Source organism: Ruegeria sp. AF8 (genome assembly GCF_056541825.1).
In genome coordinates, this window is record NZ_JBQFYW010000004.1 from 170546 (window position 1) to 185054 (window position 14509).

General features: G+C 60.5%; 15 protein-coding genes. 6 read left to right on the plus strand and 9 right to left on the minus strand.

The window, feature by feature from the left end; translation table 11 throughout:
* Window positions 1–74: 74 nt before the first annotated feature.
* The 3 genes from ACR0AO_RS09705 to ACR0AO_RS09715 form a co-directional block, all read right to left on the minus strand.
* Window positions 75–1145 (minus strand): tetratricopeptide repeat protein, encoded by a 1071-nt coding sequence (locus ACR0AO_RS09705; protein ID WP_480602905.1) that lies wholly within the window; start codon window positions 1143–1145, stop codon window positions 75–77.
* A 12-nt stretch (window positions 1146–1157) separates the two neighbouring features.
* On the minus strand, window positions 1158–1826 hold the full coding sequence (locus ACR0AO_RS09710; RefSeq protein WP_480602907.1) for an adenylate/guanylate cyclase domain-containing protein: 669 nt from the start codon (window positions 1824–1826) through the stop codon (window positions 1158–1160).
* 258 nt (window positions 1827–2084) lie between these two features.
* Window positions 2085–2471 carry a YybH family protein gene (locus tag ACR0AO_RS09715; RefSeq protein ID WP_480602908.1) on the minus strand — a complete coding sequence of 129 codons (387 nt, stop codon included), beginning with the start codon at window positions 2469–2471 and terminating at the stop codon, window positions 2085–2087.
* Between the two features lie 145 nt (window positions 2472–2616).
* Between ACR0AO_RS09715 and ACR0AO_RS09720 the strand changes: the two genes are divergently transcribed.
* Window positions 2617–3303: a winged helix-turn-helix transcriptional regulator gene (locus ACR0AO_RS09720; protein WP_480602910.1), complete on the plus strand. Its 687-nt coding sequence runs from the start codon at window positions 2617–2619 to the stop codon at window positions 3301–3303.
* A 393-nt stretch (window positions 3304–3696) separates the two neighbouring features.
* Window positions 3697–4515: a DUF2189 domain-containing protein gene (locus ACR0AO_RS09725; RefSeq protein ID WP_480602912.1), complete on the plus strand. Its 819-nt coding sequence runs from the start codon at window positions 3697–3699 to the stop codon at window positions 4513–4515.
* Window positions 4516–4741: 226 nt separating this feature from the next.
* Here ACR0AO_RS09725 and ACR0AO_RS09730 read toward each other — a convergent pair whose 3' ends face one another.
* Entirely contained in the window at window positions 4742–5389 is a 648-nt protein-coding gene (locus ACR0AO_RS09730; RefSeq protein ID WP_480602913.1) for an RluA family pseudouridine synthase, read from the minus strand.
* Between the two features lie 161 nt (window positions 5390–5550).
* Here ACR0AO_RS09730 and ACR0AO_RS09735 point away from each other — a divergent pair, with 161 nt between their 5' ends.
* Entirely contained in the window at window positions 5551–6228 is a 678-nt protein-coding gene (locus tag ACR0AO_RS09735) for an SGNH/GDSL hydrolase family protein (protein WP_480602915.1), read from the plus strand.
* Here ACR0AO_RS09735 and rarD read toward each other — a convergent pair.
* The 5 genes from rarD to ACR0AO_RS09760 form a co-directional block, all read right to left on the minus strand.
* A complete protein-coding gene (gene rarD / locus ACR0AO_RS09740) occupies window positions 6219–7127 on the minus strand; it encodes an EamA family transporter RarD (RefSeq protein WP_480602916.1) in 909 nt (302 codons plus the stop codon). The two genes, ACR0AO_RS09735 and rarD, sit on opposite strands and share 10 nt — an antisense overlap.
* 111 nt (window positions 7128–7238) lie before the next feature.
* Entirely contained in the window at window positions 7239–8381 is a 1143-nt protein-coding gene (locus tag ACR0AO_RS09745; RefSeq protein WP_480602917.1) for a saccharopine dehydrogenase family protein, read from the minus strand.
* Window positions 8382–8384: 3 nt separating this feature from the next.
* A complete protein-coding gene (locus ACR0AO_RS09750; protein WP_480602918.1) occupies window positions 8385–9440 on the minus strand; it encodes a saccharopine dehydrogenase in 1056 nt (351 codons plus the stop codon).
* A 14-nt stretch (window positions 9441–9454) separates the two neighbouring features.
* The gene (locus ACR0AO_RS09755) at window positions 9455–10069 is read right to left on the minus strand and encodes a glutathione S-transferase family protein (RefSeq protein WP_480602919.1); all 615 of its coding nucleotides are present in this window, start codon (window positions 10067–10069) and stop codon (window positions 9455–9457) included.
* A gap of 12 nt (window positions 10070–10081) precedes the next feature.
* Complete coding sequence (locus ACR0AO_RS09760; protein WP_480602920.1) at window positions 10082–10732, minus strand: histidine phosphatase family protein; 651 nt, start codon at window positions 10730–10732, stop codon at window positions 10082–10084.
* 154 nt (window positions 10733–10886) lie between these two features.
* Between ACR0AO_RS09760 and ACR0AO_RS09765 the strand changes: the two genes are divergently transcribed.
* The 3 genes from ACR0AO_RS09765 (at window position 10887) to ACR0AO_RS09775 (ending at window position 14508) form a co-directional block, all read left to right on the plus strand.
* Entirely contained in the window at window positions 10887–11531 is a 645-nt protein-coding gene (locus tag ACR0AO_RS09765; protein WP_480602921.1) for a glutathione S-transferase family protein, read from the plus strand.
* Between the two features lie 213 nt (window positions 11532–11744).
* Window positions 11745–12926 carry a Zn-dependent hydrolase gene (locus ACR0AO_RS09770; RefSeq protein WP_480602922.1) on the plus strand — a complete coding sequence of 394 codons (1182 nt, stop codon included), beginning with the start codon at window positions 11745–11747 and terminating at the stop codon, window positions 12924–12926.
* Window positions 12927–13218: 292 nt separating this feature from the next.
* Window positions 13219–14508, plus strand: coding sequence for a hypothetical protein (locus tag ACR0AO_RS09775; RefSeq protein WP_480602923.1), 1290 nt, complete (start codon window positions 13219–13221; stop codon window positions 14506–14508).
* The last annotated feature ends 1 nt before the right edge of the window (window position 14509 follow it).

The following is a 14509-nucleotide window of genomic DNA, read 5'->3' on the forward strand; positions in this document are numbered from 1 at the left end:
TTTGCAGGTCTGCTCTGCGGGCGAAGCGACTTCTCACAGTGGGGTTTGCGAAGTCCATTCATGAGCAGAATTGGTCATTCCGGTAGTCCAGCTTTTCTCAACCCTTCGAGGTAGTGCTCTAGTGCCGGAGCATGGGTATAAAGATGACATCGGCGTACCATGGATACAGAAAAATCAGGTCGGTGGGTCAGGCATTCACCAAACACACGCGAGGCTTCGTTGGTTCTACCCAAGTAGCCGAGACCCGCGAGAACAACGGCGTAGCGAGACCATTGGAACCCTTGCTGTTGAAGCGCTTTCCTTCCCCATTCAATTGCCAACTGGTAGTCGCGTTTCAATAAAAACGCCTCGGCCAACCTTACCATATACGATCCCATATGCTGGTCGCGGGGGCTTAGGCGAATGGCGTCTTCCAGATGTGGGATCGCATCATCCGCATTTCCCAGGAACACTGCGGCAGCACCAAGACCGTAATGTGCCCAAGCGAGACTGGGGTTGAGTTCAACCGCCAGCTTGAGATCCGGGGTTGCGTTTTCGTGCTCGCGGTTGACAATTCGGGCCTTTCCCATAGCGCAATGGGCGGCTGCGTCATCCGGATCTAGTTCTACTGCTGAACGTGCAACACGAAGGGCTTCTTCACAGTTCTTTTGCGGTGAACCCGCTAACCCAAGCACCACTTCGTAGTAGTAGGCGTCCACCAAACCAGAACAAGCCAGCGACAGGTTTGGATCTTGAGAAAGCGCGGCCTTAAACTGCCTGCGGGCTTCGGAAAGATCCTCCTTGGTCCGCTTGTAAAGATGCCACATTCCTCTTTGATAAATTTCCCAAGCATTCAAATTGTTAATCTTTTTTAAGGTGGCGCGGTGTTGCTCTGCCTTATCCAGCTCTGGTGCGATGGCCGCTACGATCGCTTCGGTTACTTCATCCTGGACCGCAAATATGTCTTCGAGAACTCGATCATATCGCTGGGCCCAAATTTGATTACCCGACGCCGCGTCGATCAATTGAGCGGCAATCCGGATGCGGTTTCCCCCCTTTCGGACGCTTCCATCAAGCACATAGCGTACATCAAGCTGTTTGCCGATTTCCTTCAGGTTATTATTTTCGTCCTTGTAGGCGAAGCTGGAATTGCGGGCGATTACCATCAGCCATCGGTTTCAAGACAGGGCGGAAATGATGTCTTCTGAAACGCCGTCCGCGAAATACTCTTGATCACTTTCACCGCTCAAGTTGTGGAACGGAAGGACGGCAATGGAAGGCTTTTTGGAACTCGGCATTGATGTTGACGGATTATCGGCAAATTGAACGGAGTCCTCCAACACAATTCGATAAGCGCGAACGGGTTGGGCCACGTTCTTGAGTTCGAGTTCACCCAAGTCTGAAAACTCGGCCTCAATCTTCCCTTTGACCTGCCGGTAAGCATCCTCGGACAAGCAGATACCGTCTGGATCAGCCTGGGCTTCAAGTCGGGCGGCTATATTGACCCCGTCGCCGTACAGGTCGTCGCTTTCAACAATTACATCCCCAAGATTAAGTCCGATGCGAAACCTAAGACGCGCTGGATCTTGATCCAATTTCTTCTGCCGAATCAGGGAGTTTTGCCAGTCGATTGCGCAGGCCAACGCATCGACGACGCTTGCAAATTCTACCAACAAACCGTCACCTAACAGCTTTACAATACTACCATGATGTTGAGCAACAAGCGGTTCGATGATTTCACTGCGAACAGCAGTCATGCGTTTAAGGGTGCCAGCCTCGTCTTGCCCCATAAGGCGCGTATAACCAACCACATCGGCAACGAGTATCGCAGCAAGCCGGCGTTCCAAGAAACTTCTCCTATTGCCATCAGATTAGCTCTGGACGTGGCAAGAATCCAATTGGAACGAATTCCACGCATAAGATGGGGTTGTCAGAGTGCGTTAGTGGCAAGAAATGGTACGTACCCGACACTGAAGGTTTGCTGGGGGATGTCCACTTTGGGCTCGGTGCCATCATTCGCTGAAGTATCATGAGTGACCGCTTTGCGCAACCTTCCTGCCGTTCGATTTGCACACTCGAATAGCCGTTATTTTCAGTTTGTGACCTTAGCGCAGATTCCACATCTGCCTTTTGATAAGCCATTGGCCAGAGGGTTGGCGCTCGATCAGCCAGGACTTGGTCGCGGTGAAGTTGCGGGTCGCGCCAGTGTCGTGGCGAACGGTTGTGACTGCCGCTTCAGCCAAGCCGAAGACGCGGGTCTCGTCGATCATGAGCGCGTCGAGTGGCCGGGAGCGGCAGGTGTAGTGCTCAACGTCGTAATCCGCCTGTTCACCGGCTGTGATCTCATTGGGTCCACGCTCGGGTAGCGACCCAGGCGGCACCCGGATCGCGTCGCTTGCGAATAGCGCGCCATAAGCAGCGGAATCATTTGCGCTAACCGCGCTACTGTAACGCTCACACATCGTCTCTACTACTTCCATTGCATCTGTCATCGTATCCTCCATTGGTCGCATACGTTGCTATCATCGCCTCGCCCCACGTTCCCTCCTAGTCAACAGAGTGGACTAGGTCCGGTACACTTTGTGGACTGGGCGCGAGGCGCCTCGGGCGTTATCCTGAAAGGAGGAGGACTCAACTATGGGCGAGAAAAGTTATAACCTCTTTTGTCCCCTTGCGATGGCTTGCGAGACACTTGAACCGCGCTGGACACTCCTGATCCTGGCTGAAATGTGGGACGGTTCGACCCGCTTCAACGAGATCCGACGTGGGGTACCCGGTATCTCGCCAACGCTCCTGTCGCGGCGGCTAAAGGAGATGGAGGCCAAGGGGCTGGTCGAACGTGTCGAGGACCATGCGCGCGGGACGGTCGACTACATCCGGACGCCGCTGGCCGTGGAATTAGAGCCGATCATGACAGCGCTCGGCGACTGGTCCTACCGTAATCTCGAAGCCTCGTTGGTTCTGGGTGAACCAAACCCAGACTACTTGATGTGGCAGCTGCGGCGCACCATCGACCCCGCCGAACTGCCGCGTGGACGTGCGGTAATCCGCTTTCATTTCACAGACCGCCCCGATGGGCAGAAACTCTACTGGCTCGTGATCCGGCCCGGGACCGAAATCGACCTCTGCATGTCTGACCCGGGCTTCGAGGTCGACCTCTATATCGAGTGCGAAGTCCAGCCGCTGACCGCAGCCTGGATGGGCTACGCTTCTCTCGAAGTCGAGATCGGTGCGGGACGGATTTTCCTTTCTGGTGACCGGTTACTGGAACGCACCATGACCACATGGCTCGGTCAATGCCCCTACGCCGAGGCGGCCGCATGAGCGGCGAGAATTCTTACGATGAAGGCTCCTTCTCGCTTCAATCATCGGCGACAAAAAACTGATGAGCGAATAGACAACGGTAATTGGGGTGCAGCAACATGGAGGCCCAGCCCAAAATGAGTGGCTCGATTAGCCTTGCCTTTCGCCGGCTACGTCCGTTCGCTACGCATTGCGCCAATTCGTTCCTTTTACAGCAAGCGACATCTTGGGCTCATTGCCGTCATTCGCCAAAACACCATGAGTGACCGCTTTGCGGATTTGGCTGCCATGCACCTCCCTTGCCCTTATGCCTCACCTGATGCAGACTTGCGTGCGGAGGAGGGATGTCTGTTTCACCGTTGGATCTGTCGGCAAACGGACCGTCGCGATACCATGCTTTGGGAGGAGTGTTTCATGACGTCCAAGACCGCAGGTTCCAAACCGCCAGACAATCTGACGCCGCAGCAGCAGGACATGCCCAAGGTCAACAGGGTGAGTGCAGATGATATCACCGCGTCGCTGAAAGCCGGATTTTCCGACTTTCTGGCGCGCCCCTTCATGAGCGGCTTTTTCGGCCTGTTTTATGCGGTTTTCGGGATTCTGTTTATTTGGTGCCTGATCTGGCTCGGCAAGATCTGGATGATCATTCCCGCCGCTGTAGGCTTTCCGCTGGTCGCGCCTTTCGCCGCTGCCGGGCTTTATGAGATGTCCCGCCGGTTGCAGAAAGGAGAGAGTTTCGGCTGGTTTGAAATCCTCACTGTCATGGCCAATCAACGCAAGCGGGAAATGGGCTGGATGGCCTTTGTCACCCTGTTCATTTTCTGGGTGTGGACCTACCAGATTCGGCTTTGGCTGGCGATCATCCTGCAGAATGCATCCTTCTCGGATTTTAACGGGTTTATGAACACCGTCTTCTTCACACCGCAGGGCTGGACCTTTCTTGCTGTCGGCACCTGTATCGGCGCATTTCTTTCGGCCGTCCTGTTCTCGGTGACCGTCGTTGCCATGCCCATGCTGCTCGACCGGGAAACCAATTTCGTTTCCGCCATGTTGACGTCTTTGCGCGTTGTCGCGGAAAGCCCAGTCGTCATGCTGGGCTGGGCCGGGATCATCTCGATCACCATGCTGTTGTCGATGGCTCCGGCGTTTCTGGGTCTGATCTTCACCCTGCCGATCCTTGGCCATACCACATGGCATCTCTATCAGCGGGCCGTTTCACCAGCCGAAGATTGATCTATCCGGCCATTATCTCGAGCAGCTGAGAGTTTTTGTCCGCAGACAAGCAAAGCTCGATTTTTTTTGAGCACGTCCCCGGATGTGCCGAATTGAGGAATGGGGCAAACAGCGGCGGGCGCCTGCCGCCGATCCGGAAGATGGCCGGAATAATCGGGCCGAACGTTTCAGACGATCCCATCCGTCTTGGGATCATATCCGCCACTGCCGGTTGTTTCGCAAAGGATCAGAACGCCGCCGCAGCGCGGAACTTCATCGACACGCCGCCCTCGGGGTGTTTCAGGCGCAGTTCCTCGGAATGCAGCATCAGGCGGGGGAAGTCGCGCGCTTGTCCGTCAGCGTAAAACGGATCGCCAAGGATGGGGTGGCCCTGCGCCCGCATATGCACGCGCAACTGGTGCGAGCGGCCGGTTTTCGGAAACAGGCGGACGCGGGTGGTGGTGCCTTCGTATTTCACCACGCGCCAATCGGTCACCGCGGGTTTGCCGGTGTCGTGACAGACCATCTGTCGGGGACGGTTCGGCCAGTCCACGATCAGGGGCAGCTCGACGGTGCCGGTCTTGGGTTCGAGCCGCCCCCAAACCCGCGCGACATAGGTCTTGCGGGTCTGCCGGTTCTCGAATTGCAGCCCCAGGTGGCGCTGGGCGTGGGGGGTCTGGGCAAACACCATCACACCCGAGGTGTCGCGGTCCAGCCGGTGCACCAGCAACGCCTGCGGGAAGGCGGCCTGTACCCGCGTCAACAGGCAGTCGGCCAGGTGTTCCCCACGCCCCGGTACCGACAACAGGCCCGGAGGTTTGTTCACCACGATCAGCTGCGCGTCTTCGTGCAGGACATCCAGCGGCGTTTGCGGGGGATCATAGGTTTCGCTCATGCGCGCCTGCCTAGCGCAGCGGGCCGGGTCCCGCAACGTCGCCCTTGCGCGGCGTGGGCCGTTTCGCAAATCTTTGGTCAAAGGAAAGGAGCCGAAATGCCCCCAGCCATCGAAAACATGCAAAAGGTGCAGCCCTGATCGCCGCCGATCAGATCCTGCGGGTGCCTTTGCTGCCGGTTCTGGCGGTGCAGGGGTTATCCGTGCGGCGCAAGGCGCAGTTGCTGCCCGAGCCCGAAGGTGCGCGGCGGGGATGCGACGGGCAGGGGCCGGCCCTGCGCCTTTTGATCGCCGGGGACAGTTCGGCGGCGGGCGTCGGCGCCGGCACGCAGGCGCAGGCGCTGTCGGGCCAGCTTGTCCGGCAGTTGCGGCGGCACCACGCGGTCGAATGGCGGTTGGAGGCCACGACCGGGCACGGCACACAGGACACGCTGGAGCGGTTGTTGGGCATTCGCGACAGGTTCGACGTGGTGGTGACGGCGCTGGGCGTCAATGACGTGACGCTGGGTACGACAAAGGTGCAGTTCATGGCGCGGCAGACGGCGTTGATGCGGCAGTTGACCGGGCCACTGGGCGCGCGCCGCGTCGTGGTCACGGGGGTGCCGCAGATGCACAGGTTTCCGGCGCTGCCACAACCTTTGGCCTGGGTGCTGGGGCGGCAGGCCGCGCGGCTGGATCAGGGGCTGCGCGAGGTGGCGGCACAATTTCCGCAGGTCCGGCATCTGGCGCTGGGTCTGCCGGACGATGCGGCGCTGGCCGCGCCCGACGGCTATCACCCCAGCCCGCGCGCCTATGCGCTTTGGGCAGAACAGCTGGCGCGGGTGATCCTCGATCAGGTCTGAGCGCGCATACGCCGGATCATCGGCACGCTATAGATCACCAGCGCCGCCCAGATCATCGGAAAGGCGATCATGCGGGCGCCGTCGAATTCCTCGCCAAATATGAAGACGGCGGTCAGAAATATCATCGTCGGCGCGATATATTGCAGGATACCGATAGTCGACAGACGCAACAGTTTGGCCCCGTTGGCATAGACGATCAGCGGCACTGCCGTCACCACGCCACAGCCGATCAAAAGCCAGGTGTCGGCGGTGTCGCCGCCAAAGCTGTTTTGCCCCTGAGCCGACAGATAGGCGAGATATCCCAGCGCCGGGACCGACAGGATCAGCACTTCGAGCATGAAACCCTGATTGGGGCCGATGGGCAGGGATTTCTTGAAGAAGGCATAAAACCCCCAGGTCAGCGTCAACCCGATCGCGGCCCAGGGCAGGCGCTCTGCCGCGACGGCGAGTGTGATGACGGCGGCGGCGGCGAGGGCAATGGCCGCAATCTGGGCGGGGCTGAGCTTTTCCCGCAGCAACAGCGCGCCCAGGGCGACACTGAACAGCGGGTTGATGTAATATCCCAGCGCGGCGTCCAGCGCCTTGCCGGCCCCGATGGCCCAGACATAGATACCCCAGTTGACCGAGATCAGCGCGGCGGTCATGCAGCCCATCGCCAGGGTGCGCGGATGGCTCAGCGCGGCGCGCAGGTCACGGGTGCGGCGCAGTATGATCAGCAGCGCGCCGGCGACCGGGACCGACCAGATGATCCGGTGCGCGACAACCTCGGCCGGCGGAATATGGGCCAGCGCCTTCATATAGACCGGCAGGAACCCCCACAGCAGATAGGCGGTGATGGCAAAGGCCAGACCTTGCGGTGTGTCGACGTTTTCAGCAGGTCGGTCGGCGTGCTGCGCCATGGGGAACTCCGGTCGGATTGCCGGGTGTTTATGGCAGGATGAATTGGAAAGGAAACGCCGATTTCTGTGACCTGCCCCATCAATCTTTGTGATGGAGCAGGTCACGGCTCGTCAGGTCGTGTGATCCACCACCTGCAGGTGCTGCGCCAGCTTGTCGATCTCGCCCATCCAGTTCTGTACCAGTTTCGGATCGCTGGGGGCGGCGTGAACGCCCGCCGGGATGGCGCGGTTGAGCACCGCTTCGATGGCCAGCGATACCGGAATCGACACCAGCCGCGCCATGGCGGTGCCGCGCTCGTCGCCCCATGCGTCCATGACATAGGTTTTGTGCCAGACCTCGGCCCCGTCTTTCTCGGCCTTCAGGCCCACGCACAGAACCACCCGGTCGGGTTCGCCCTCGTCATAGGCGTTTTCTTTCCAGAACTGGTCCGACATCTCTTTCAGTCGGGCGTCGCCCTCGGGGCCCGACAGGGTCTCGATCTCGGTGAACACATCCGACCAGGCGTCGGCCCAGCCGTTCAGGCGCAGGGTGCCGCGGACGAATTCCCTGACCGGCCAGTGGTCCTCGAAATGGTACTGCGCCATGAACGGGATCGAATCTCGGTTCGGATAGACCTCAAAGCTTTCCGGTGTCGGCAGCGGCGCGACATAGCTGCTGATCGCGTCCCATGGGCGGGCGACGTCCAGCGGGGCGTAGTCGCGGATTGATTTCGAGGGTGAGCGCAGCGCCTTGAGGACGCCCAAGGGTGACCAGCTGAACTTATAGCGGAACGGGTTGGGGTTCTTGGGGATGCCGCCGCAATAGGAAATGAAACTCAGGTGGTTTTCCGCATCGAACGCATCCGAGGCACGGTAGTCGTCGACCAGAGCATGCGCCATCAGGTGGTCGATGCCGGGGTCCAGCCCGACCTCGTTGACAAGCGCGACACCGGCCTCACGCGCCTTGTCATCCAGCGCGCGCATCTCGGGCGCGATGTAGGAGGATGAGACGAAGTTGGCCTGATTCGAGATCGCCAGTTCCGCCAGACGTACGTGCCAGTCACCCGGCAGCATCGAGACGATCACGTCGCCTTTTCCCAGCACTTTTCCCAGAGCGTCGATGTCGAAGGCGCGGATGTCGTCGGTCAGATCCCCGACCTCGGCCCTGGCCTTTTCCACGGTTCGGTTCCAGACGGTGACCTTGTGTCCGGCCTCGATCAAGCGGCGCAGGCCGGGAATGGCCGACAGGCCGGTGCCACACCAGTGAATCGTCATCGCTCAGATCCCTTCGATATGAGTGTTAAAGGTTGCCGCCGCCCGGCCCCAGACGCCATTTTCGATGTTGGTCAGGGTCAGCAAAGAGGGCAGCAGTTGCGCCGCGTAATCTTCTGAACTTTCGGCCGGCAGCATCGACGGCAGGTTGTCGATCGCGATCACGTCGAGCACCGGATCGGTCGCCACGCGCAGGGCGGGGTGATCCCATGTGGTCGCACGGTCATAAACAGGTACCGGGTTGTAGTCGCTGTCTGGGTCGCAGGCCACGTCGCCAATGGCGGTCAGGTTGCGTTTGGCGGTCAGCGCGTCGCGCGGGACAAAGACCGGCGTGCCGGGGCGGGCGAAGATGCAGTTCAGGAACAGGTCGTGGTCCAAAATTTCCGGGAACGGACCGCGGCTGGCGGTCTCGGCCATGTCCCATTTGGTGACGGGCACGCCCATCGCCTCGCACAGGTCAGCCGCACCTGTGCCGACGCGGCCCAGGGCGCCGATGACGATGGCGCGGGGACGCGCAGCGCCAGTGGCGTCAAGCTCGGCCAGCAGTTCGGCGTTCAGCACGTCCTTGCCCGGATAGACGCCAACGGGGGGGCATTCTTCACCCCGTTGCTGCGCGGCCCATGTCTTGAGCGTCACCGCCGCGCCGGCATAGCCCGCCCAATACCCGAACGCGGCCACCCGACGCCCGGTTTCATCGACCAGATATTCCAGATCATAGAGCGTACCGCCCCCAGCCTTGAACCGCTGCAACAGAGCGCGGCCCGAATGCTGGCCCTTAAAGGCGTGGCCGAACATGATATGGCGATGGGGCAGGGGCGTGCTGTCCTCGGGCAGTTCCTTGAGGCCGAAGATGATCGCGTCCAGCGGGGCCTCGGGCCAGGAATTCTCGACCGCGATCTCGCAACCGGCATCCCTGTAGCCGTCAATCGAGATGGCGCGGACCGAACTTTCCTCGACCGTCACGCGGATACCTGCCGCGATGAGCGCGGCGGCCCCTTCCGGTGTCAGCCCCACCCGTTCCTCATTCGGGCGCTGTTCTGCCCGGACCCAGAGATGTGTCATGCGTTATCCTTTTGTCAGAGCATTCCGGCGGCCCGCACCGCCAGAACCGAAGGACGAGCCTCCATTGCGTCACGGAAGGCGAGAATCTTGGGAAAGGCCGAGACATCCACGCCGTCGCCCTCAAGCCAACTGCACACCACAAAAAGATAGCAATCGGCAAGGCTGATCCGGTCGCCCAGCACGAACGGCCCGCGCAGGCCCGCCGTCTCGATATACTTGCACGAGGCGGTCATGGTTTGCGGCACCTTGTCCTTCATGTCCTTGTGGCTGGCTTTCCTGTCGGCCCAGCGGGCACCGCGCCGCGCATGGGCGTGGTTCACATGCATGGTCGAGGCCAGATAATACATCACCTCGCGCATGCGGGCGGCCATCACGGGATCGTCGGGCACCAGCCCGGCCTGCGGTGCCCTGGCCGCGACATATTCCAGCAAAGCGCCGGTTTCGGTCAGGATGCCGCCATCCACCACCAGTGCCGGCACCCGGCCCTTGGGGTTGATCTGCCTGTAGGCGGGTTTGGTCTGTTCGCCGCCGGCGAAATCCAGCCGGATCGCCTCATATCCCAGCCCGGCCTCTTCCAGGGCGATGGCAACGGCGATGGAAATGGTGCGGGGGGCATAGTAAAGCTGCATCCGTTGTCTCCGTCACAAATGGGTCTGGGCGAAGTGCCGCTCGGGCGTTTCCAGATGCGGCACGGCGTTGAACAGGACCGGGCTCAGGTGATCGCCGATCGGATAGAGACGATGCATCGACGTGTTCATGATGGCAAGGGCGACCCGCGCCATCGCCGGGATATCCAGCCCCATCGCCTGCCGCACCACCATCGAGATCAACCCGCCTGAGGTTACCACGATGGCCGGCCCGCCCTCGGTGCCGATCTCGCGCAGGGCGGCTGAAACGCGGCCCTCGAACTCGGCAAAGGTTTCGGGCGCATTCTCGATCTCGCCATTGGCCCAGGCTGTGAAGGTCATCGGCAGGTGCCGCACAAAGCCTTCGCGATCCTGCGGGATGGCGACCCCGTGCTGGTCTTCGAACAACTGCGCAAGGGCGAAATACTCTATCTCGTTCAGCCGTGCGTCGCGCACCGGATCGGCCAGCCCCATGCTGGCGGCGGTTTCGACATGGCGGGTCAGGGTGCCGCAATAGCACCGGGGATAATGGGCGCGGGTATCGGCCAGATGCGCGCCCAGCCACCGGGCCTGCTGATGGCCCAGATCGCTCAGCCGGTCATAGCTTTCCTCGTCGCGCGCCTCGGAATTGGCCTGTCCGTGGCGCACCAGTGTGATGTGGGACATTTGCGGCTCCTCTTGCGGCAGTCTTAGGTCAGGATCGGGGCAGTGACCAGAGGGGTTTGGGCATCCGCGCCCCGCAATCCGGTACCGCGACCGGAAACGGAAAATCGTGTAGTGTTGCAGGGGCCAAGGATATTCACGCTGGTCGGAGGGGGGCATGTATACACTTTACTGGCACCCATGGTCTTCATCCTACGCACCGATGGCCGTTCTGAAAGAGCTGGAGGTCGAGTTCGATCTGTATGAGGTCGACTATGACGGCGGCGAAACCCGGACGGACAGCTACCGACGATTGCAGCCTCTCGGCCTGATCCCGGCGCTGTCCCTTGGCAAAGGCCGTTCGATGTTCGAGTCGGCGGCAATCATCCTTTTTCTCTGCGACCGGCACGCGGGCATGAAGTTGGCGCCATCGACCGGCGCGCCCGACCGGCCCGCGTATTTGCAGTGGATGCTGTTTCTGGCCGACACGGTCTATCCTTCGTACAACCGTTACTATCACCCGGATCGTTACACCGCGTCCCCGGATCATTCGGCGGGGGTGAAAGACCGGGCCTTGTCCATGGCGCTCGATCAGCTTTCCATTGTGGAAAACCACCTGAAGACGCAGGGACCCTGGCTGCTTGGCGAGCGGTTTTCGGCTTGTGACATCTATCTGCAAATGATGACGACGTGGCACGTTACACCGGGCGACCTTTTTGAACAGATGCCCTGCATTAGGGATCTTTGCAGGCACGTGACCGAACGGGCGGGTTGCCGGTGGGCAATTGAGCGGCACAATTTTGCGACCGGTTTCGAAAGATAGCCGATCGCGGATCGTTGGTATGGCGGCTGCCGCGCCAACACGGCTACACAGGCGGTGTTTGCCGCGCCATGCACGCCGTGCACATTACCGCCGGATGCGTCAGTGACATTTGCCGTCTTTGGCATTTGCCTCTCCGCCCTGGTCCTGTCACTTCTTGGCGTGTAGTCAGACGAATAACGAACCTTCAGGTACCAGACCGGAAAGGAAAATCCCATGGCGGTGAATGTGGAACGGTTTCTGGGGGATTTGCATACACTGCGCAGCTTTGGGGCATCCGGGGTCGGTAAAGGCGTCATTCGCCCGGCCTATTCCGAGGCCGACATTGCCGCCCGCGAATGGCTGGCTGGCCGGATGGAGGAGGCAGGGCTGAAGGTGCAATTCGACCCGGTGGGCAACCTGTTCGGTCTGGCCGATGGCCCGTCGCTGCTGATGGGGTCGCACACCGACAGCCAGCCCGAGGGCGGCTGGCTGGACGGCGCGCTGGGCGTGATCGCGGCGCTGGAAGTGGCGCGGTCGGCGGACCGCCCGGTCTCGGTCGTCAGTTTTCAGGACGAAGAGGGCCGTTTCGGCGTCACCACCGGCTCGGCCATCTGGTCGGGGCATCTGCCGCTGGATCGGGCGGACGCGCTGACCGATCATGCCGGAACCACGTTCGAGGCCGCGCGTGCAGCGATGGCCGGTCTGGCCGGAGAATTCGTCGAGCCCGCCCGCTTCACCGGCTTTGTCGAGATGCATATCGAACAGGGTCCGGCGCTGGACAGCGACGGCGGGCAGATCGGCGTCGTCACCGATATCGTCGGCATCCGGGATATGAAGATTACCTTTCAGGGCCAGCAGAACCACGCGGGCACCACGCCGATGCACCTGCGCCGCGACGCGTTTCAGGCGCTGTCGCTGTTCAATACGCGCCTGATCGACCGGTTCCGCAACGTGCTCACCCCGCGCACGGTCTGGACCATCGGGCATGTGTCGCTGCATCCCAATGCCTCGTCCATCGTGCCGGGCCGGGTGCAGTTTTCCATGCAATGGCGCGACGGCGAGGCCGGGCGGCTGGACCGGATGGAGGAGATCGTTCGCCAGACCGCAGAAGAGGTCGCGGACGAAGCGGGCATGGCGCTGGAATTCGGCCCGCTTCTGGGGCTGGAGCCGGTTCCGATGGATGCCCGCCTGCGCGCCGCGCTGGAAGCGGGGGCCGAAGCGGTTGCGCCCGGGCGCTGGCGGCGCATGCCGTCCGGCGCGCTGCATGACGCCACCAACGTTTCACGTTTGATGCCGGTGGCGATGCTGTTCGTGCCCTCCATCGGCGGCATCAGCCACGACTTTGCCGAGGATACGGATGAGGCCGATCTGGTGGCCGGGCTGAAGGTGCTGGAGAAAATTTTTCAGCGGTTGTAGCGGCGATCTCACCATCTCATGGGTTTTGATCCTGCTGCCGGCGGCGTGTCCGGCAACGGTTTGTCGCAACAGCGGTCACGAAATCCGGTTCGCGGGGGTTCCATATTGGCCGGGAAAAGAGCTTGAGGCGGTTCCAGCCCGAAAAGGACCGGGCCGGGACCGGGCGGCATTCGAGGCCCCGATGCAGGCCCGCAAATTTTTGTTTGAATTGAAAATTCCCCGAAGGAATATTGTTAACCAATTACTTTGCCGCGCTCCGCCGGGAATTGGGGTTTGAGGATGAGATTGCGAAATGGATCAGACTTTATCAAAAAAGGAACTGATCAGGGTGGCCAGGGCGATCCGGGGCGGAAGCCGCATTAGCGCCGGAATTGTCGGGCCGTTTCTGGCGCATGAGTTTCGGGAAACCTCGGGGCTGAGCCGGATCATGCTGCGGATCGCTGCTGGACTGTCATTGTTTTTCGCATCCGTTCTGGTGATCTTTCCCGAGGTCGGGGAGATGCTGATAGAGGTCCTGCCCGGCTTTTTCCAATTGCCCGAACGCGTGTCACGGGCACTGGACTACGTCTGGGGACTGGTCGGAAAACCCGTCAAAAAAGACCATCTGATGTATCACCTTCCGAATATCATCATCTATGCGTTCGGGGTTGCCGGAATTCGCCAGCTTTGGCGCAGGATCCACAAGAACAACTGGAAAGACCGTGTGGAGGCATCGCAGGACATGCTGGGCCGGATGATAGCCGAAGGGCGGGCACGGTTCCGCTTTGATCCGGGATTTTCGGTCTTGTTCGTCGGGGAGGGTGACCGCATCGCCAAAAGCCTGGTGCTGGATGACGCCACCGTCGGGCCGACCGTTTCCTCCAGACGCCAACCCTATACGGATCTGTGGGGGAAATTCGTGGCCGCAGAGGGAGATGAGGGATTCGAGAAAGTCCTGTCGCAATTCAATACCGAAGACGCCGGCGAGTTCGTTCTGTTTCCGGTGGTCGACGAACATCTTTTTCTGCCGGGCGCGGCGGATTACGATATCCCGCCGCATCGTGTGGAAATCGCCGTGCGCCGCATTCGGCGGTTCGAATCTGACAACGAATGGATGCCCAAGCGGATCGTCATCGTCGGCGACAAGGAACAGGAAAGCCGGTTCGTTACCGTTTCGGACAGGGCGGAAACGAAAGCGGAGGCTGATGACATAAGCCTGCGCACGATATCAGACACTTACGAAAACGTCATCGTTGCGGACCCGACCGACATCACGCTTGCGAAGATTATCGAATTCGCGGACGGGCGGCGGATTTATTTCCGGGCATCGGACCGCGGGGCGGAAAAATATGGCAACGAGTTCTATCGCAGGCTTTCGATTCTGGGGTATCAGCCGTCAAAAGAGGCGGTTCTGACGGTTGGATACGACATCTCGGATCTGGAAACGGAACATCAGGTCGTGGCGCATCAGCGGGCCGAATATCTTCCCGTCATTCTGTCCAGGGATGTCTTTGATCTGTTGTCCAGGGAATACCTGAAGGAAGGGCCCTATATTTTCGTCCCGCATCTGGTGAAGCAGGAAGTGCAGAAACTGATTGCATAGA